Source organism: Pseudomonas sp. NFACC45, assembly GCF_900113505.1.
Taxonomy (GTDB): Bacteria; Pseudomonadota; Gammaproteobacteria; order Pseudomonadales; family Pseudomonadaceae; genus Aquipseudomonas; species Aquipseudomonas tehranensis.
Window position 1 is genome coordinate 378,264 of the sequence record NZ_FOPO01000006.1, and the last position, 19,187, is coordinate 397,450.

Annotated in this window: 17 protein-coding genes; 12 read left to right on the plus strand and 5 right to left on the minus strand. The window is 60.6% G+C overall.

Translation table 11 applies throughout. The features are described 5' to 3' along the window. Window positions 1-27 precede the first annotated feature (27 nt). A complete protein-coding gene (serA, locus tag BM132_RS13935; RefSeq protein ID WP_092455968.1) occupies window positions 28-1,257 on the minus strand; it encodes a phosphoglycerate dehydrogenase in 1,230 nt (409 codons plus the stop codon). A 205-nt stretch (window positions 1,258-1,462) separates the two neighbouring features. On the opposite strand from serA, the gene BM132_RS13945 reads away from it, so the two are divergent. From BM132_RS13945 to BM132_RS13960, 4 genes are all read left to right on the plus strand, one after another. Further along, a complete protein-coding gene (locus BM132_RS13945) occupies window positions 1,463-2,857 on the plus strand; it encodes an FAD-binding oxidoreductase (protein ID WP_092402021.1) in 1,395 nt (464 codons plus the stop codon). A gap of 42 nt (window positions 2,858-2,899) precedes the next feature. Beyond that, window positions 2,900-3,565 (plus strand): fumarylacetoacetate hydrolase family protein, encoded by a 666-nt coding sequence (locus BM132_RS13950; protein ID WP_092402018.1) that lies wholly within the window; start codon window positions 2,900-2,902, stop codon window positions 3,563-3,565. Between the two features lie 238 nt (window positions 3,566-3,803). Further along, entirely contained in the window at window positions 3,804-4,736 is a 933-nt protein-coding gene (locus tag BM132_RS13955) for an SdiA-regulated domain-containing protein (RefSeq protein ID WP_092455971.1), read from the plus strand. 118 nt (window positions 4,737-4,854) lie between these two features. After that, entirely contained in the window at window positions 4,855-5,769 is a 915-nt protein-coding gene (locus BM132_RS13960; RefSeq protein ID WP_092402012.1) for an SdiA-regulated domain-containing protein, read from the plus strand. Window positions 5,770-5,913: 144 nt separating this feature from the next. On the opposite strand, the gene rpiA is transcribed toward BM132_RS13960, so the two are convergent. Continuing rightward, window positions 5,914-6,588, minus strand: a complete 675-nt coding sequence (gene rpiA, locus BM132_RS13965) for a ribose-5-phosphate isomerase RpiA (protein ID WP_092455974.1) — start codon at window positions 6,586-6,588, stop codon at window positions 5,914-5,916. A gap of 138 nt (window positions 6,589-6,726) precedes the next feature. Here rpiA and ilvA point away from each other — a divergent pair, with 138 nt between their 5' ends. Together ilvA and BM132_RS13975 are read left to right on the plus strand one after the other, a co-directional pair. After that, entirely contained in the window at window positions 6,727-8,241 is a 1,515-nt protein-coding gene (gene ilvA, locus BM132_RS13970; RefSeq protein WP_092402009.1) for a threonine ammonia-lyase, biosynthetic, read from the plus strand. A 152-nt stretch (window positions 8,242-8,393) separates the two neighbouring features. Next, the gene (locus tag BM132_RS13975; protein ID WP_092402006.1) at window positions 8,394-8,819 is read left to right on the plus strand and encodes a DUF2269 family protein; all 426 of its coding nucleotides are present in this window, start codon (window positions 8,394-8,396) and stop codon (window positions 8,817-8,819) included. Between the two features lie 104 nt (window positions 8,820-8,923). Here BM132_RS13975 and BM132_RS13980 read toward each other — a convergent pair whose 3' ends face one another. Further along, on the minus strand, window positions 8,924-9,580 hold the full coding sequence (locus BM132_RS13980; RefSeq protein ID WP_092402003.1) for a histidinol-phosphatase: 657 nt from the start codon (window positions 9,578-9,580) through the stop codon (window positions 8,924-8,926). Between the two features lie 143 nt (window positions 9,581-9,723). On the opposite strand from BM132_RS13980, the gene BM132_RS13985 reads away from it, so the two are divergent. Beyond that, complete coding sequence (locus tag BM132_RS13985) at window positions 9,724-10,203, plus strand: RNA pyrophosphohydrolase (protein WP_003186867.1); 480 nt, start codon at window positions 9,724-9,726, stop codon at window positions 10,201-10,203. 22 nt (window positions 10,204-10,225) lie between these two features. Further along, the gene (gene ptsP, locus BM132_RS13990) at window positions 10,226-12,505 is read left to right on the plus strand and encodes a phosphoenolpyruvate--protein phosphotransferase (protein WP_092402000.1); all 2,280 of its coding nucleotides are present in this window, start codon (window positions 10,226-10,228) and stop codon (window positions 12,503-12,505) included. Window positions 12,506-12,637: 132 nt separating this feature from the next. Here ptsP and BM132_RS13995 read toward each other — a convergent pair whose 3' ends face one another. Next, window positions 12,638-13,384 carry an NRDE family protein gene (locus tag BM132_RS13995; RefSeq protein WP_092455978.1) on the minus strand — a complete coding sequence of 249 codons (747 nt, stop codon included), beginning with the start codon at window positions 13,382-13,384 and terminating at the stop codon, window positions 12,638-12,640. A gap of 152 nt (window positions 13,385-13,536) precedes the next feature. Here BM132_RS13995 and BM132_RS14000 point away from each other — a divergent pair, with 152 nt between their 5' ends. From BM132_RS14000 to BM132_RS14010, 3 genes are all read left to right on the plus strand, one after another. Further along, window positions 13,537-14,319, plus strand: coding sequence for a sulfite exporter TauE/SafE family protein (locus BM132_RS14000; RefSeq protein WP_092456052.1), 783 nt, complete (start codon window positions 13,537-13,539; stop codon window positions 14,317-14,319). A 68-nt stretch (window positions 14,320-14,387) separates the two neighbouring features. Next, complete coding sequence (gene lgt / locus BM132_RS14005) at window positions 14,388-15,197, plus strand: prolipoprotein diacylglyceryl transferase (RefSeq protein WP_076383259.1); 810 nt, start codon at window positions 14,388-14,390, stop codon at window positions 15,195-15,197. 48 nt (window positions 15,198-15,245) lie between these two features. Continuing rightward, entirely contained in the window at window positions 15,246-16,217 is a 972-nt protein-coding gene (locus BM132_RS14010; RefSeq protein WP_092455981.1) for a thymidylate synthase, read from the plus strand. 141 nt (window positions 16,218-16,358) lie between these two features. On the opposite strand, the gene cadR is transcribed toward BM132_RS14010, so the two are convergent. Then, a complete protein-coding gene (gene cadR / locus BM132_RS14020; RefSeq protein WP_092401985.1) occupies window positions 16,359-16,805 on the minus strand; it encodes a Cd(II)/Pb(II)-responsive transcriptional regulator in 447 nt (148 codons plus the stop codon). 86 nt (window positions 16,806-16,891) lie between these two features. On the opposite strand from cadR, the gene BM132_RS14025 reads away from it, so the two are divergent. Beyond that, entirely contained in the window at window positions 16,892-19,111 is a 2,220-nt protein-coding gene (locus tag BM132_RS14025; protein ID WP_092455989.1) for a heavy metal translocating P-type ATPase, read from the plus strand. Window positions 19,112-19,187: the final 76 nt, after the last annotated feature.

Genomic DNA, 19,187 nt, shown 5'->3' on the forward strand with positions numbered 1-19,187 from the left:
CTTGAAACTAACAACTCACCCCTGCTCTTAGAACAACACCCGGCTACGAATAGTGCCGTTGATGTGCTGCAGTTTCTCTTGTGCCAGATCGGAGTATTCGGCATCGACGTCGATCACGACGTAACCGACTTTCTCGTTGGTCTGCAGGAACTGACCGGAAATGTTGATACCGTTTTCCGCGAAGACCTTGTTGATCTCGCTCATCACACCCGGGATGTTTTCGTGGATGTGCAGCAGGCGATGCTTGCCAGGGTGAGCCGGCAGGGCCACTTCCGGGAAGTTCACGGACGATACCGAAGTCCCGTTGTCGCTGTACTTGACCAGCTTTTCCGCCACTTCCAGGCCAATGTTGGCCTGGGCCTCGGCAGTAGAACCGCCGATGTGCGGGGTCAGGATCACGTTGTCCAGGCCGCGCAGCGGGCTTTCGAAGATATCGTCGTTGGAGCGCGGCTCTACCGGGAAGACGTCGATGGCGGCGCCGATCAGGTGTTTGTCCTTGATCGCTTCGGCCAGGGCGTCGAGCTTGACCACGGTGCCGCGAGCGGCGTTGATCAGGATCCCGCCTTTCTTGATGGAACGGATTTCCTTCTCGCCGATCATCCACTGGGTGGCGGCGGTTTCCGGAACGTGCAGCGTCACGATGTCGGACATGCCCAGCAGCTCGTGCAGGTCGTTGACCTGGGTGGCATTGCCCAGCGGCAGTTTGGTCACGGTGTCGTAGAAAAACACCTGCATGCCAAGGCCTTCAGCCAACACCGACAACTGCGTGCCGATCGAGCCGTAACCGACGATACCCAGCTTCTTGCCACGGATTTCGAAGGAGTTGGCCGCGCTCTTGATCCAGCCGCCACGGTGGCAGGAAGCGTTCTTCTCGGGAATGCCGCGCAGCAGCAGGATCGCTTCGGCCAGTACCAGTTCAGCCACGGAACGGGTGTTGGAGTATGGCGCGTTGAACACCGCGATACCGCGCTCGCGCGCCGCATTGAGGTCCACCTGATTGGTGCCGATGCAGAAGCAGCCGACCGCCACCAGTTTCTTGGCGTGGTCGAAGATCTCTTCGGTCAATTGGGTACGGGAGCGAATACCGATGAAGTGAGCATCGGCGATCTTTTCCTTGAGCTGGGCTTCCGGCAGAGAACTGGTGATGTACTCGATGCTGGTGTAGCCCGCCGACTTGAGGACGTCGACAGCCGATTGGTGGACGCCTTCGAGAAGAAGGAACTTGATCTTGCTCTTATCGAGAGAAGTCTTGCTCATCTGCGTAAACCTGTGTCCCGGAGAAAAATGGCAGGGAATCGGACAGCGCATGCTGGTCCGACCGGCATGACAGCCGTCGCCGCAGAACAGCCAATGGGCACTACGCTGCGGGGTCGGTATGCTAGCATACGCACCCCGCTAAACACTCATTCCTGCGACGTGAAGCGTTCTCAGGATGACCATGAATTGTTCGAGAGTTCTGTCGATGACCAATCCTGCCGTGATAGATGAGCTGAAGACCCTGGTTGAGCCTGGCAAAGTCTTGACCGATGCCGACTCCCTGAACGCTTATGGCAAGGATTGGACCAAGCACTTCGCCCCGGCGCCGAGCGCCATCGTCTTCCCCAAGACCATCGAACAGGTTCAGGCCATTGTGCGCTGGGCCAATGAGCATAAGGTCGCGCTGGTGCCATCGGGCGGGCGTACCGGGCTTTCCGCCGCAGCCGTGGCGGCCAACGGCGAAGTGGTCGTGTCATTCGACTACATGAACCAGATTCTCGACGTGAACCTCACCGATCGCACAGCCGTCTGCCAGCCAGGTGTAGTCACCGAACAACTGCAGAACAAGGCTGAAGAACACGGCCTGTACTACCCGGTGGACTTCGCCTCGGCCGGTTCCAGCCAGATTGGCGGCAACATCGGCACCAATGCCGGCGGAATCAAGGTCATTCGTTACGGCATGACCCGCAACTGGGTAGCCGGCATGAAAGTCGTCACCGGTAAAGGTGACCTTCTGGAACTGAACAAAGACCTGATCAAGAACGCCACTGGCTACGATCTGCGGCAGTTGTTCATCGGCGCCGAAGGCACCCTCGGGTTCGTGGTTGAAGCCACCATGCGTCTGGACCGGGCTCCGAAGAACCTCACCGCCATGGTCCTGGGCACCGCCGATTTTGATTCGATCATGCCCGTTCTGCATGCCTTCCAGGGCAAGCTGGACCTGACAGCGTTCGAATTCTTCTCCGACAAGGCCCTGGCCAAGGTCCTGGATCGGGGCGACGTACCGGCGCCATTCGAAACCGAGTGCCCTTTCTACGCCCTGCTGGAGTTCGAAGCCACCACCGAAGAAGTCGCCAACCACGCCCTGGAAACGTTCGAACACTGTGTAGAACAGGGCTGGGTACTCGATGGGGTGATGAGCCAAAGCGAAACCCAACTGCAAAACCTGTGGAAGTTGCGCGAGTACATCTCGGAAACCATCTCCCACTGGACGCCGTACAAAAACGACATCTCGGTCACCGTCTCGAAAGTCCCGGGGTTCTTGCGCGACATTGACACTATCGTCGGCCAACATTACCCGGATTTCGAAATCGTCTGGTTTGGCCACATCGGCGACGGCAACTTGCACTTGAACATCCTCAAGCCAGAGAACCTGAGCAAGGACGATTTCTTCGCCAAGTGCGCGACCGTGAACAAATGGGTCTTTGAAACCGTCGAGAAATACAACGGCTCGATCTCCGCAGAACACGGCGTAGGCATGACCAAACGCGACTACCTGACCTACAGTCGCTCGCCGGTAGAAATTGAATACATGAAGGCCGTCAAGGCCGTATTCGACCCGAACGGCATCATGAATCCAGGCAAGATTTTCGCGGTTTAACGCAAAAAAATACCTGATGAATCCCAGAAGCAGGAGTCGGTAATGAGCTATCAGCACCAGTATGTCGACGGTACCCGTATTCATTTCCCGGTGGGAAAAATCGTGTGCATTGGCCGCAACTACGCCGAACACGCCAAGGAACTGGATAACCCTGTACCCACCGAACCCCTGCTGTTCATCAAGCCTGGCAGCTGCGCGGTGCCGCTGGAAGGCGGTTTCAGCATCCCCGCCGACCGTGGTGCAGTGCACTACGAAGCTGAAATTGCCGTGCTGATCGGCAAGCCACTGTCGACCCGGCCCAGTGCCGAGGAAGTGCTGGATGCCATCTCCGGCTTCGCCCCGGCCCTGGATCTGACCCTGCGGGACAAGCAAGCCGAGCTCAAGGCCAAGGGCTTGCCCTGGGAAGTCGCCAAATCCTTCGACGGTGCGGCGGTGCTCGCACCTTTCGTATCCAATGGTACCTTTGCCGATCTGACCGACATCCCGGTTCGCCTGACCATCAACGGTGAAGTGCGCCAGGACGGCAACAGCAGCCTGATGCTCAACCCCATCGTGCCGATGATCCAGTACATGGCTGGCTGCTTCTCATTGCAGGCCGGCGACGTGATCCTCACTGGCACTCCGGCGGGCGTGGGACCGTTGAACGTCGGGGATGAACTGGTACTGGAATTGCCAGGCGCGAGCCGTTTCGAAAGCAGCGTTCGCTAACTCGGTTTTGTGATCCGCTAGAAATCATGTGGGAGCGGGCTTGCTCGCGAAGGCGATATAACAGTCAGCATAGATGTTGAATCTGACGCCCCCTTCGCGAGCAAGCCCGCTCCCACAGGTATCCAGCTTTCCCGAGACCTAGGTTTTACTGTTTTTTCACATGCCATCCGGATAATCCCAGGGAATGCGGCATCTGAGCCAGCCATTTTCCGAATCCGACTTATCTGGAATGCCCCTGATGGCCACGCCCCTTGCACAGCCCTCTTCCAACCGCGTCCGCCGCTCCCGCCTGGCGCTGCCCTGGTATGCCTGGTCGCTGTTAGCGGCCGGGGCCTTTTACTGGCTGGCGTATGCCATGCACTGGGATGACCGGGGCCTGCTGTGGGCATCGGAACGTCTCGAAAGCCCCGCCCAGCGCCAGGAAAGCATCTGGTTGCCGGACTACCACGCGGTGATTGACGCCAAGGTCCTGCCTGGAATGGAAGAGGATGAAGCTTCCGACCTGACCTATAACCCACAGACCAGAACCCTGTTCGCGATCATGGGTAAGCACCCGTTTCTGGTGGAACTTACCCTGCAGGGTGACGTGCTGCGCAAAATGCCGTTGGTGGGCTGGAGCAATCCTGAAGGCGTGGCCTACATGGAGAATGGTCTACTGGCCATTACCGATGAACGAAAACACACGTTGTCGATCATCCAGGTCGATGCCGATACTCGCGAACTGAACAGCACGGATTTCCCTCACTACGATCTCGGCCCGTCAAAGAACCAGAACAAGGGCTTCGAAGGCGTCGCCTGGGATCCACGCAACCAGCGACTGGCCTTGGGTGAAGAACGTCCACCGGCGTTGTTCACCTGGAAAAGCGACGGCAGCCAACTGCTCAAGGGCGACAAACAGATCCATGCCAGCGATGAACTGGACCTGCGCAACCTCTCGGCGCTGGCGATCGATCCTCGCACGGGTCACTCGCTGCTGCTGTCGGCCGACTCCCATCTGTTGCTGGAGCTGGACGATACAGGGGAACAGGTCAGCTTCATGACGTTGCTGGGCGGTTTCAACGGTATCAAGGACACGATCCCCCGTGCCGAAGGCGTAGCCCTCGATGAGGTGGGCAACCTGTACATGGTCAGCGAGCCGAACCTGTTCTATCGTTTCGAAAAACAACGCTGATAGCGCAACTCTGTAAGGCAATTCATCTTTCGCTGTAGGGTGTGGCATCCGGCCATTAAGCTTCAGTTCAGGCAGCCGTGGTATTTCCAACCACCTGTTCTCATCCGAGCCCACCCACATGCGTCGACTTGCCCGCCCGAAGCCCTTGATCCTGCTGCTGATAACCATCGTGCTGATCGCTGTGATCGCAGCCGCTCAATACCTGCGCCTGTTCGAGCGCGCCTGGTTCAATTTCAACGCCCTCTGGCAGCCCCCCAGCGAGCAGGCCATTGCGCTGGACCAGTATCGGGTTACGGTCGAGGCGCAGGTGATCGAAGGCCTGAACAATGACGTTTCGGCGCTGACGTACGATCCGATCCGCAAGAGCCTCTTTACCGTTACCAACAAGAATGCCGAACTGATCGAACTGTCACTGGACGGCAAGATCCTTAGGCGCATCGCCCTGATTGGCTTCGGCGACCCGGAAGCGGTGGAGTTCATCAGCGAGGACATTTACGTCATCACTGACGAGCGTCAGCAGCGGCTGATCAAGATTCACTTGGACGACGATACCCAATTCCTCGACGCGGCCGACGCAGAGCAAATGACGCTTGGCCTGCACCTGAACGGTAACAAAGGGTTCGAAGGATTGGCCTACGACTCAGTGGGCAAACGGTTGTTCGTGGCCAAGGAGCGCGATCCGATGCTGATTTATGAAGTGCGGGGCTTTCCCCACCACAAACCGGACAAATCCTACGCTGTCCATGTCATCAACAACCCCAAGCGCGATGCCGGACTGTTCGTCCGCGATCTTTCGAGCCTGCAATACGACGAGCGCAGCGGCCATTTACTGGCGCTGTCCGATGAGTCGCGATTGATTCTCGAGCTGGATATAGACGGCCGACCGCTGAGCACGCTGTCGTTGAGCAAGGGACGTCAAGGGTTACAGAAAACCGTTCCTCAGGCCGAGGGTGTTGCCATGGATGACGATGGCAACCTCTATCTGGTCAGCGAGCCGAACCTGTTCTACGTCTTCAAAAAACCGCAGCCTTGATCCACCAAAAAAACCAATGTGAGAGCGAGCCTGCTCGCGATGGCGGTGCATCAGCCAACATGGATGTGTCGGGTAGACCGCTATCGCGAGCAGGCTCGCTCCCACAGGGACTGCTTCACTCAAAGAGCAGGTTATGCCACCTGCTTACTCAGCCCGCAGGGTCTTCACCCCTTCAGCAGTTCCCAGCAACAACACATCCGCCGGGCGAGCCGCGAACAAGCCATTGGTGACCACACCGACGATGGCGTTGATCTGACTTTCCAGCTCCACCGGGTTAGTGATCTGCAGGTTATGGACATCCAGGATAATGTTGCCGTTATCGGTCAGCACGCCTTCGCGGTACACCGGGTCGCCGCCCAGTTTCACCAGTTGGCGGGCCACGTGGCTGCGGGCCATCGGGATGACTTCCACCGGCAGCGGGAACGCACCGAGCACTGGCACCAGTTTGCTGGCGTCGGCGATGCAAATGAAGGTCTTGGCCACGGCCGCGACAATCTTCTCGCGGGTCAGGGCCGCGCCGCCGCCCTTGATCAGGTTCAGGTGCGCGTCACTTTCATCGGCGCCGTCGATGTAGAACTCCAGATCGCTCACGGCATTGAGCTCATAGACCGGGATCCCGTGGCCCTTCAGGCGCGCGGCGGTGGCTTCGGAACTGGCGACCGCGCCGTCGAACGCGCCTTTGTGCTGCGCCAATGCGTCGATAAAGCAATTGGCCGTCGAGCCGGTGCCGACCCCAACGATGCTCTTGTCATCCAGTTTCGGGAGGATGAGGTCGACAGCGGCCTGGGCCACGGCCTGTTTGAGTTGATCCTGGGTCATGCGGGCTCCGAAAGCGGACGGGGGAGTAAAGAGGGACGCGAGTATAACCCAACAAAACCTTGGGATTCGTGTGGTCGCCCAGCCAAAAGCCGGGTTAGACTCCTTGGCCCTGCCCAACCCGCTCAGTGATGCTTTCCGATGCTTGAACAGTACGTCAAAAAGATCCTCACCTCGCGCGTTTACGACGTTGCCGTGGAAACCCCATTGCAGACTGCCCGCCAGCTCTCCGAGCGGCTGGGCAACAACATCTGGCTCAAGCGCGAAGACTTGCAGCCGGTGTTCTCGTTCAAGATTCGCGGCGCCTACAACAAGCTGACCCAGCTCAGCGACGAAGAGCGCGCACGCGGCGTGGTCACGGCTTCGGCGGGCAATCACGCCCAGGGCCTGGCCCTGGCGGCCAAGGTGCTGGGCGTCAAAGCCACCATCGTGATGCCCAAGACCACTCCGGAAATCAAAGTCGAAGGCGTGCGTTCCCGCGGTGGCAAAGTGGTGTTGCACGGCGATTCGTTCCCCGAAGCCCTGGCCTATTCGCTGAAACTGGTCGACGAAAAGGGCTACGTCTACATTCACCCCTATGACGATCCCCACACCATTGCCGGGCAGGGCACGGTGGCGATGGAGATCCTGCGCCAACATCCGGGGCGTCTGGATGCGATTTTCGTCCCCGTGGGCGGCGGCGGGCTGATTGCCGGGATCGCGGCCTACGTGAAATACCTGCGGCCAGAGATCAAGGTGATCGGCGTCGAACCGGACGATTCCAATTGCCTGCAAGCTGCCATGGCTGCGGGAGAGCGGGTGGTGCTGCCAACCGTGGGGCTGTTTGCCGATGGCGTTGCCGTGGCGCAGATCGGCCAGCACACGTTCGACATCTGCAAGCACTACGTGGATGAAGTCATCACCGTCAGCACCGACGAAATCTGCGCGGCCATCAAGGATATCTACGACGATACCCGCTCGATCACCGAACCTGCCGGGGCCTTGGGCGTGGCAGGAATCAAGAAATACGTCGAATCGCGCGGCATCAGTGGGCAGACCCTGGTGGCCATCGACTCCGGCGCCAACGTCAACTTCGACCGCCTGCGTCACGTGGCTGAACGCGCCGAACTGGGCGAAGGTCGCGAGGCGATCATCGCGGTGACCATTCCCGAGCAGCCGGGCAGTTTCAAGGCCTTCTGCGAAGCCGTCGGCAAGCGCCAGATCACCGAATTCAACTATCGCTACAACACGGGCAGCGAAGCGCACATCTTCGTGGGCGTGCAAACGCACCCGGAAAACGACCCGCGCAGCGCGCTGATCGCCAGCCTGACCGAGCAAGGCTTCCCGGTGGTGGACCTGACCGACAACGAACTGGCCAAACTGCACATTCGCCACATGGTGGGCGGGCATGCGGCCCATGTCATCGACGAGGTCGTGCTGCGCTTCGAATTCCCGGAACGTCCGGGGGCGCTGTTCAACTTCCTCAACAAACTGGGCGGACGCTGGAATATCTCGATGTTCCACTACCGCAACCATGGTGCGGCAGATGGTCGTGTGGTGGCGGGACTGCAAGTACCGCACGATGAACGTCATCTGGTACCGGCAGCCCTGGAAGAAATCGGCTACCCGTACTGGGATGAAAGCGATAACCCGGCGTACCAGTTGTTCTTGGGGTGAACTCCGCGATTGCGACCTGTGGCGAGGGAGCTTGCTCCCGCTGGGTCGCGAAGCGGCCCCAAGAAAAGCGGTGAGCGCTTCGCACCCAAGCGGGAGCAAGCTCCCTCGCCACAGGGGCTAAGCTATTGAGCAAGACTTAAGGAAATCCAACGATGGAAACGTTAACCGCGCTGAAGATCGCCCATGTCGTCGCCACGGTATTGCTCTTGGCGGGTGCCCTGGGGCTGGCCATCTGGGTCTGGAGGACGCGCCGCAACGGCGATGCCACGGCGGCCGCGCGCACACTGCAACGCCCGCGGGTGTTTGTCTGGCTGGTGATGGCCCTTGCGTTGGCGAGCCTGCCGTTCACGGGGTGGTGGATGGTGCATCAGATCGGCTGGCCGCTGGGGCAGACCTGGTTGCTGGCTTCCAGTGTGCTCTACACCGTGGCGGCGCTGGCGGGGTTCTGGCTGTTGGTGCGGTTGAATAAACTGCGCAAGGCGCCTGGAGGTAGCGGGAAATTTACCTTTGCCTTGGCGCTGTTCAGTGTTGTCTGCTTTGTCGCCATTGCGGGGTTGATGGGGGCCAAGCCGGTTTAAGATTTAAAACCGAGTCGCCCCTATCGCGAGCAGGCTCGCTCCCACAGGAATTTTGTGAACAACGCACATCCCCTGTGGGAGCGAGCCTGCTCGCGATAACAATCTCAGCCGCGCAACGAAATCACCGGCCAACCCCGCTTCTCGGCCTCGGCCTTAAGATTCGGGTCCGGATCCACTGCCACCGGATGCGTCACCACCTCCAGCAACGCCAGATCGTTCATCGAATCGCTGTAGAAGTAGCTGCCCTCCAGCGAATGCCCGGTTTCTTCCAGCCAACGGTTCAGCCGGGTCACCTTGCCCTCACGAAAACACGGGACATCCGTACTGCGCCCGCTGTAGCGCCCATCGATCATTTCGCACTCAGTGGCGATCAGGGTTTCGACGCCCAGGCGCTCGGCGATCGGCCCGGTGACGAAGCGATTGGTGGCAGTGATGATCACCAGCTTGTCGCCGGCCTCACGGTGTTGACTCAACAGCTCGATCGCCTGTGGCAACACAATCGGTTCGATGCAGTCGCGCATGTAGTCCAGATGCCACTGTGCCAGCACCTCCATCTCCGTGCGGCCAAGGATTTCCAGGCAAAAATTCAGGTACTCGGCGTTGTCGAGCTTGCCAGCCAGGTAATCCTGATAGAACTCATCATTACGCGCCTTGTACGTAACGGCGTCGAGGAAGCCGCGCTCACACAGGTAATCGCCCCAGGCGTGGTCACTGTCGCCGCCCAGCAAGGTGTTGTCCAAGTCGAATAAAGCCAGCCGCATTGCAGTTACTCGCTGAAGAATCTGAAGAAAGGCGTCCAGAATACGGACTTTTCACAAGAGTGCACATAAGGTAGGAAGGCTCGTTGCTGCTTTCACAACCTTTGTGGAACAATGCGGCGACATGCGTTTGCGAGGTTGTTGCCGTGATCGATCCCGATGGTTTCCGACCCAATGTGGGGATCATTCTTACGAATGATGCAGGGCAGGTGCTATGGGCTCGCCGTATCAATCAAGACGCCTGGCAGTTTCCCCAGGGTGGGATCAACCCTCAGGAGACGCCCGAAGAGGCCTTGTACCGCGAGTTGAACGAAGAAGTGGGGCTTGAGCGAGAAGATGTCGAAATACTCGCCTGCACCCGGGGCTGGTTGCGCTATCGTTTGCCGCAACGCTTGGTCAGAACGCATAGCCAACCGCTGTGCATCGGCCAGAAGCAGAAATGGTTTCTCCTGCGCCTGATCTCCAACGAGCAGCGGGTGCGGATGGATTTGACCGGTAAACCGGAGTTCGATGGCTGGCGCTGGGTCAGCTATTGGTATCCGTTGGGCCAGGTGGTGACATTCAAGCGCGAGGTATACCGACGCGCCCTCAAAGAGCTTGCCCCGCGCCTGCTGACGCGCGACTGACGACGGAGTTCGACCCCGAGCCATGCTCAATACGCTGCGCAAGATCGTCCAGGAAGTTAACTCCGCCAAGGATCTCAAGGCGGCGTTGGGGATTATTGTATTGCGCGTCAAAGAGGCCATGGGCAGCCAGGTCTGCTCGGTCTATCTGCTGGACCCCGAGACCAACCGTTTTGTGCTGATGGCCACCGAGGGCTTGAACAAGCGCTCGATCGGCAAAGTCAGCATGGCGCCCAATGAAGGTCTGGTCGGCCTGGTCGGCACGCGCGAAGAACCGCTGAACCTCGAAAATGCCGCGGATCACCCCCGCTATCGTTATTTTGCCGAGACCGGCGAAGAACGCTACGCCTCGTTCCTCGGGGCGCCGATCATCCACCACCGCCGTGTCGTCGGCGTGTTGGTCATCCAGCAAAAAGAGCGTCGGCAGTTCGACGAAGGTGAAGAAGCCTTCCTCGTGACCATGAGCGCGCAATTGGCCGGGGTTATCGCCCACGCCGAAGCCACCGGGTCGATCAGCGGCCTGGGGCGCCAGGGCAAAGGCATCCAGGAAGCCAAGTTCGTCGGCGTGCCAGGGTCTCCAGGCGCGGCAGTGGGTACGGCGGTGGTCATGTTGCCACCCGCCGACCTCGACGTAGTGCCGGACAAGACCATCAGCGATATCACCGCCGAATTGGCGCTGTTCAAGACGGCCATCGAGGGCGTGCGCGCCGACATGCGCGCCCTGTCGGCAAAACTGGCGACGCAGCTGCGACCTGAAGAGCGCGCGCTGTTCGACGTTTACCTGATGATGCTCGACGACGCCTCCCTGGGCAGCGAGGTGACCACGGTCATCAAAACCGGTCAGTGGGCCCAGGGTGCGTTGCGCCAGGTGGTGACCGACCACGTCAACCGTTTCGAACTGATGGACGACGCCTACCTGCGCGAGCGCGCCTCCGACGTCAAGGACCTCGGCCGCCGGCTGTTGGCCTACTTGCAGCAGGAACGTCAGCAGACCCTGGTCTACCCCGATAACACCATCCTGATCAGCGAAGAACTGACCCCGGCCATGCTCGGCGAGGTGCCTGAGGGCAAACTTGCGGGGCTGGTCTCGGTATTGGGCTCGGGCAACTCCCACGTCGCGATCCTGGCCCGCGCCATGGGCATTCCGACGGTCATGGGCGTGGTGGACCTGCCGTATTCAAAGGTCGACGGCATCCAGATGATCGTCGACGGCTACCACGGCGAGGTCTACACCAACCCCACCGAGTTGCTGCGCAAACAATTTGCCGATGTGGTGGAGGAAGAAAAGCAACTGTCCCTGGGCCTGGATGCGCTGCGGGACCTGCCTTGCGTGACGCTCGACGGCCACCGCATGCCGCTGTGGGTCAACACCGGCCTGCTGGCCGACGTGGCCCGGGCGCAGAAGCGCGGCGCCGAGGGCGTGGGCCTGTACCGCACCGAAGTGCCTTTCATGATCAACCAGCGCTTCCCCAGCGAAAAGGAACAGCTGGCGATCTATCGCGAACAGTTGGCCGCCTTCCATCCGCAACCGGTGACCATGCGCAGCCTGGACATCGGCGGGGACAAATCCCTGTCCTACTTCCCCATCAAGGAAGACAACCCGTTCCTGGGTTGGCGCGGGATACGTGTGACGCTCGACCACCCGGAAATTTTCCTGGTCCAGGCCCGCGCCATGCTCAAGGCCAGCGAAGGCCTGAATAACCTGCGCATCCTGTTGCCGATGATTTCCGGCACCCATGAGCTGGAAGAAGCCTTGCACCTGATCCACCGGGCCTGGGGCGAAGTGCGCGACGAAGGCACCGACGTGCCGATGCCGCCAGTCGGGGTGATGATCGAAATTCCGGCAGCCGTGTACCAGACCAAGGAACTGGCCCGGCAGGTGGACTTCCTGTCGGTGGGCTCTAACGACCTGACTCAATATCTGCTGGCCGTGGATCGCAACAACCCGCGGGTTGCCGATCTGTACGACTACCTGCACCCGGCGGTGCTGCAAGCCCTGCAGAACGTGGTCCGTGATGCCCATGCCGAAGGCAAGCCGGTGAGCATCTGCGGCGAAATGGCCGGGGACCCGGCGGCGGCGGTGCTGCTCATGGCGATGGGCTTTGACAGCCTGTCGATGAACGCCACCAACCTGCCGAAAGTGAAATGGATGCTGCGTCAGATCAACCTCAGCAAGGCCCAGGAACTGCTGGCCGAAGTGATGACGATCGATAACCCGCAGGTGATCCACAGCTCCTTGCAACTGGCGCTGAAGAACCTTGGGTTGGCGCGGATGATCAATCCGGCTTCGAACAAGACCCTCTGACATTTCAGTGCCTCCATCGCGAGCAGGCTCGCTCCCACAGTAGATCTTCAGTGACCACAAGCTTTGTGAGTGACCGAGATCCCATGTGGGAGCGAGCCTGCTCGCGATGAGGCCAGCAATGACAGCGCAAAATCAGACCTTAAGCTCAACCTCCCCCAAATGCCCCCCAAGCGGCCCAAAACTGCGCTCGACCAAATGCCGCGTCCCATCGGCATGGACAATCAGCGCGGTACTCGCTCGCGTCCCGTAAGCAGGACTGGCGATGAACACACTCGACAACAGCGTCTCGGTCGCCAGCCCCACGCCGGTGTCCGGCAGTTCGGCTACCGGGGCCGGCTGCGGGTCGTTCAGCAGCGCCAACAAGGCCTGGGGCTGCGGATCGTCCAGTACCTCGACCAGCGCCGCCCGGGCCTTGAGCAGCTTGGGCCATGGCGTGTTCAGCCCAGCGTTCGACAAACCGTAGACACCTTCGGCCAGTCGCTGTGGCTGGGTATCGCGGGCGTTGAAATGCCATAGCTCAGTACCATCGCCGAGCAGCAGGTTGAACCCGCCAAACTCGCTGGCACGGGGTACGACTTCGCTCAAATAATCGGCAATTGAAATATTTCCGCTCAAAAACCGCGCCACCAGTTCGCCACGGGACTTGAAGCCCGGCGGCTGGCCCGGGTCGCGAATGTTGGTCAGGGCAGCGAAGCGGCCATCGGCGCCGACGCCAAGCCAGGTCCCCCCGGCCTCCAGATCGCGACCGGCATGGACATCAGGGGCGTCAGGCCATTGCGCCAGGGGCAAGGTCGGGCGCGCGTAGAACTCATCGCGGTTGGCCGCCACGATCAGCGGCCGGGCGTGGCCGGGGCGCCAGGCAAATACGATCAGGCACATCAGGTAGTCCCATTGAAAATAAAGCCGAGCACAGCTGTTGTGGGTTTCACTCTACCCAGACATCGCCCCGGCATCCATCGCCTTGAGTGGAGCCCAAGGCCATGGATCCGTTACCATGCCGCTCTTGTTTCGAGGATGGGCGAGGGACGCTGGTGGAATTTGTGCTCTATCTGCTGCTCGGCGCCTGTGCCGGCGTGCTGGCCGGACTGTTCGGCGTGGGTGGCGGGATCATCATCGTCCCGGTGCTGGTATTCAGTTTTACCTTGCAGGGCTTCGACCCACTGGTGTTGACGCACCTGGCGGTGGGCACGTCCCTGGCATCGATTATCTTCACTTCGGTCAATGCCGTGCGCGAGCACCAGCGCAAAGGCGCGGTGCGCTGGCCGATTTTTGCCTGGATGACCGTTGGCATTCTGATCGGTGCCGGTTTCGGAGCCGTCACTGCCGAAGCGATTTCCGGCCCGAACCTGCAAAAAATCATCGGCGTGTTCGCCCTGATTGTCGCCGTACAGCTGGGCCTGGACTTGCGGCCCAAGGCCAGCCGCACAGTTCCGGGCAAGGTCGGGTTGACCGTGGCGGGGACGGTGATCGGCTGGGCCTCGGCGATTTTCGGCATCGGCGGCGGCTCACTGACCGTGCCGTTCCTGACCTGGCGCAGCGTGCCGATGCAACAGGCGGTGGCGACTTCATCGGCCTGCGGTTTGCCGATTGCCCTGGTCAGTGCATTAAGTTTCATGATTCTGGGCTGGCAAGATCCGCTGCTGCCGGCTCATAGTCTCGGTTTTGTTTATTTGCCGGCGCTACTGGGCATCGCCCTGACGAGCATGGTCTTCGCCCGCTTCGGCGCGCGACTGGCCCATCGCCTGTCACCGCGCTTGCTCAAACGGCTGTTCGCCGCTTTGCTGTTCAGCGTGGGCTTGAGTTTTCTGCTCTGACGCAATCCTGGCTTAATCCCGAGGTGGCAGCGTCGCCCGGATATTGTTGACGTTTACGAGGAATATCAATGCTGCCTTACCCGCAGATCGATCCGGTGGCCCTGGCCATCGGCCCGCTGAAAATCCACTGGTACGGCCTGATGTACCTGATCGGCATCGGCGGCGCCTGGCTACTGGCGTCGCGCCGGCTCAACCGTTTCGATCCGACCTGGAACAAGGAAAAGCTCTCGGACCTGGTGTTCTGGCTATCCATGGGCGTGATCGTCGGGGGACGTCTGGGTTACGTGTTGTTCTACGACCTGAGCGCGTACCTGGCCAATCCGACGCTGATCTTCGAAGTCTGGAAGGGCGGCATGTCGTTCCACGGCGGGTTCATCGGCGTGATGCTGGCAGCGCTGTGGTTCGGTAAACGCAACAACAAATCGTTTTTCGAGCTGATGGACTTCGTCGCGCCAATGGTGCCGATTGGCCTGGGGGCCGGGCGCATCGGCAACTTCATCAACGCCGAATTATGGGGCAAGGCCACCGACGTGCCATGGGCGATGGTCTTCCCGCCGTTCAGCGACCCGGCGCAACTGCCCCGTCATCCTTCGCAGCTGTATCAGTTCGCGCTCGAAGGCGTGGCACTGTTTGCCATCCTGTGGCTGTTCTCGCGCAAGCCAAGGCCGACCATGGCCGTGTCGGGCATGTTCGCGCTGTTCTACGGGATCTTCCGTTTCATCGTTGAATTCGTCCGCGTACCAGACGCCCAACTCGGCTACCTGGCGTGGAACTGGCTGACCATGGGCCAGTTGCTGTGCCTGCCGATGATCATCGGTGGCCTGGCGCTGATCTGGCTGGCTTATCATCGTGCGCCGGCTGCGGCGGCCAAGATTTAAATTCGAACCCCGGGGCGCTGGCCCCGGGTTCAAGGACACAGGTAACCCATGAAGCAATATCTCGATCTGGTGGCCCACGTCATCAAGAACGGCACCAAGCAAGCCAACCGCACGGGTGTGAACACCATCAGCTTTCCCGGCGCCATGTTGCGCTATGACTTGAAGGACGGGTTCCCGGCCATCACCACGCGCAAGATGGCCTTCAAGTCGGCCATCGGCGAGATGTGCGGTTTCCTGCGCGGCGTGAACAACGCCGCCCAATTCCGTGCTCTGGGCTGCAAGGTCTGGGATCAGAACGCCAACGAAAACGCCCAGTGGCTGGCCAACCCGTTTCGCCAGGGCGAAGACGACCTGGGCGAGATCTACGGCGTGCAATGGCGCAAGTGGCCGGCTTACAAGCAGATCCCTGTGAGCAACCCGGCAGCCATCGAGCAAACCCTGGCTCAGGGTTACCGGCAGATCGCCGAGGGCGAAGAAAACGGTCAGGCCTACGTGGTGCTGTACAAAGCCATCGACCAGGTGCGCCAGTGCGTGGACACCATCATCAAGGACCCGGGCAGCCGGCGGATCCTGTTCCACGGCTGGAACTGCGCCCAGCTCGATGAAATGGCCCTTCCGCCCTGCCATTTGCTCTACCAGTTCCACCCGAATGTCGAGACCAAGGAAATTTCCCTGACCCTCTACATCCGCTCCAACGACCTGGGCCTGGGCACGCCGTTCAACCTCACCGAAGGCGCCGCGCTGCTGAGCCTGATCGGTCGCCTGACCGGCTACACGCCACGCTGGTTCACCTATTTCATCGGCGACGCCCACGTCTACGAAAACCACCTGGACATGCTCAACGAACAGCTCACCCGCGAGCCGTTCCCGATGCCCAAACTGGTGATTTCCGAGCGCGTGCCGGAGTTCGCCAAGACCGGTGTGTACCAGCCGGAGTGGCTGGAACTGGTGGAGCCGAGCGACTTCTCCCTCGAGGGCTACCAGCACCACGCGCCGATGACCGCGCCGATGGCGGTCTGAGCCGCCATTATCCCTGTGGGAGCGAGCCTGCTCGCGATGGCGTCATTACATTCAACATTGACGTTGAATGATAGGCCGCTATCGCGAGCAGGCTCGCTCCCACATTGGTTTGCATGTATTTCAAGATCGAGGCAGGGGCTCTCAATGCCCATGACTACGCCCCACATGTGAAGGCTCCACCTCCGGCACCACCGCTCCACTCACTTCCAAGCGCTGCAAGATCCCGCATTGATCCAGGTCCGGCCCTTCGCCACAACGATGGCGCAGGTCGATCAGTTGTGTCTGCAAGGCCAGCAGACCGTCGATGCGCGCCTTGACGTGGTGGATGTGTTCGTCGATCAGCGCGTTGACGTTTTCGCACTGGTCCTGGGGGCTGTCACGCAGGGTCAGGAGGCTGCGGATTTCTTCCAGGGTCATGTCCAGGGTGCGGCAGTTACGGATGAACGTCAGCCGCTCGGCATGAGCTTGGGTGTAGACACGATAATTGCCATCGCTGCGGGCCGGCTCCGGCAGCAAGCCTTCGCGCTCGTAGTAGCGAATGGTTTCGACCTGGCAGTCGGTGATTTTTGCCAGTTCGCCGATCTTCATGGCGTTGCCTCCAAAACAGATGCTTGACCCTATAGTGGCTACAGGGTCTTTACTGTGCAACAGGCACTTTTCACGGACGTAACCCGATGAGCGATTCCATTCACACCCACAAGCCCGACCACGGCCATGACCACGGGCATTCCTGCTGCTCTGCGAAAGCAGCACCGTCGGTAGTCAAGCTCGGCAAGGCCCCGACGGACGGCGCTCGGCTGAGCAGTTTTCGCATCCAGGCCATGGACTGCCCCACCGAACAGACGCTGATCCAGAACAAGCTCGGCAAACTTGAAGGTGTGCACCAACTGGAATTCAACCTGATCAACCGCGTGCTGGGCGTGACTCACGACTTGCCCAACGACTCGCCGATCATTGATGCGATCCAGTCCCTAGGCATGCAGGCCGAGCCGTTGGCCCCTGGCCAGGAAAAAGAAACCAGCGAATTGCCCGCCCAGGCCAAGCCCTGGTGGCCGCTGGCGCTGTCGGGTGTCACCGCCCTGGGTGCCGAAGTGATCCACTTCACCAACACGGCGCCGGAGTGGGTAGTCGCGCTAATGGCGTTGGTGTCGATCCTCAGCGGCGGTCTCGGTACATACAAAAAGGGCTGGATCGCCCTGAAAAACCGCAACCTGAACATCAACGCACTAATGAGCATCGCGGTGACCGGTGCGGTGCTGATCGGCCAATGGCCAGAAGCGGCGATGGTGATGTTCCTGTTCACGGTGGCTGAACTGATCGAGGCCAAGTCCCTGGACCGCGCGCGCAACGCCATCAGCGGCCTGATGCAAATGGCCCCGGAACAGGCCACTGTGCAGCAGGCCGATGGCAGCTGGCAGGTGCAAGCGGTCAAGGCCATCAACCTCGGCGCACGGGTGCGGGTTCGCCCAGGCGAACGGGTGGGTCTGGACGGGGACGTCGTTGCCGGTCGCTCCACCATCGACCAGGCGCCCATTACCGGCGAGAGCCTGCCGGTGGAAAAAACCGTGGGCGACAAGGTCTTCGCCGGCACCATCAACCAGGCCGGCGAGCTGGAATACACCGTGACCGCCGCAGCCGACCACTCCACCCTGGCGCGGATCATCCACGCCGTGGAGCAGGCCCAGGGCTCCCGCGCCCCGACCCAGCGTTTCGTCGATCAGTTCTCGAAAATCTACACCCCTGCGGTGTTTGCCCTCGCCCTGGCCGTGGCAATCATCCCGCCGCTGTTCATGGGGGCGACCTGGTTCGACTGGATCTACCGGGCACTGGTGTTACTGGTGGTGGCCTGCCCGTGTGCGCTGGTGATCTCCACTCCGGTGACCATCGTCAGCGGCCTCGCCGCAGCGGCGCGCAAAGGCATTCTGATCAAGGGCGGTGTGTACCTGGAAGGCGGCCACAAGCTCGATTATCTGGCCCTGGACAAGACCGGCACGATCACCCATGGCAAGCCAGTGCAGACCGACTACCTCGCGCTCGATCCGACAGTGGAAGCTGCCGCCCCCGCTTTGGCCGCCAGTCTTGCCGCCCGTTCCGACCATCCGGTCTCTCACGCGATCGCCAACGCAGCTGTGGATAACCGGCTGGCACCGCACCCTGTGGATAACTTTGCTGCGCTGCCGGGACGCGGGGTGCGCGGCGATATCAACGGCCAGACCTACCACTTGGGCAATCACCGGTTGGTGGAGGACCTGGGCCTGTGCTCCCCCGAGCTTGAAGAGAAACTTTTCGCCCTGGAAAAACAAGGCAAGTCCGTGGTGCTGTTGCTCGACCACTCAGGCCCCTTGGCGCTGTTTGCCGTCGCCGACACGGTGAAGGACTCCAGCCGCGAAGCCATCCAGCAGTTGCATGAGCTGGGCATCAAGACCTTGATGCTCACCGGCGACAACGCCCATACCGCCGAGGCGATTGCCGCGCAGGTGGGCATCGATCAGGCCCGAGGCGATCTGTTGCCGGGCGACAAGCAGCAAGCGATCGAAGACCTGTATGCCTTGGGTCACCGGGTCGGCATGGTGGGCGACGGCATCAACGACGCCCCTGCCCTGGCGCGCTCGGAGATCGGCTTCGCCATGGCGGCGGCGGGCACCGACACCGCCATCGAGACCGCCGATGTAGCCCTGATGGACGATGACTTGCGCAAGATTCCGGCGTTCATCCGCCTGTCGCGACAGACCTCGAGCATCCTCAAACAGAACATCGCTTTGGCGCTGGTGATCAAGGCGATCTTTCTGGGATTCACCTTTGCCGGGTTTGCCACCATGTGGATGGCAGTGTTTGCCGACATGGGGGTGAGCTTGCTGGTGGTGTTCAATGGGTTGCGGTTGTTGCGCATGTAGGAGCTGCCGAAGGCTGCGATCTTTTGATCTTGACTCTTTCGCTTGCGACTCAATTGTCTGGGGAAAGATCGCAGCC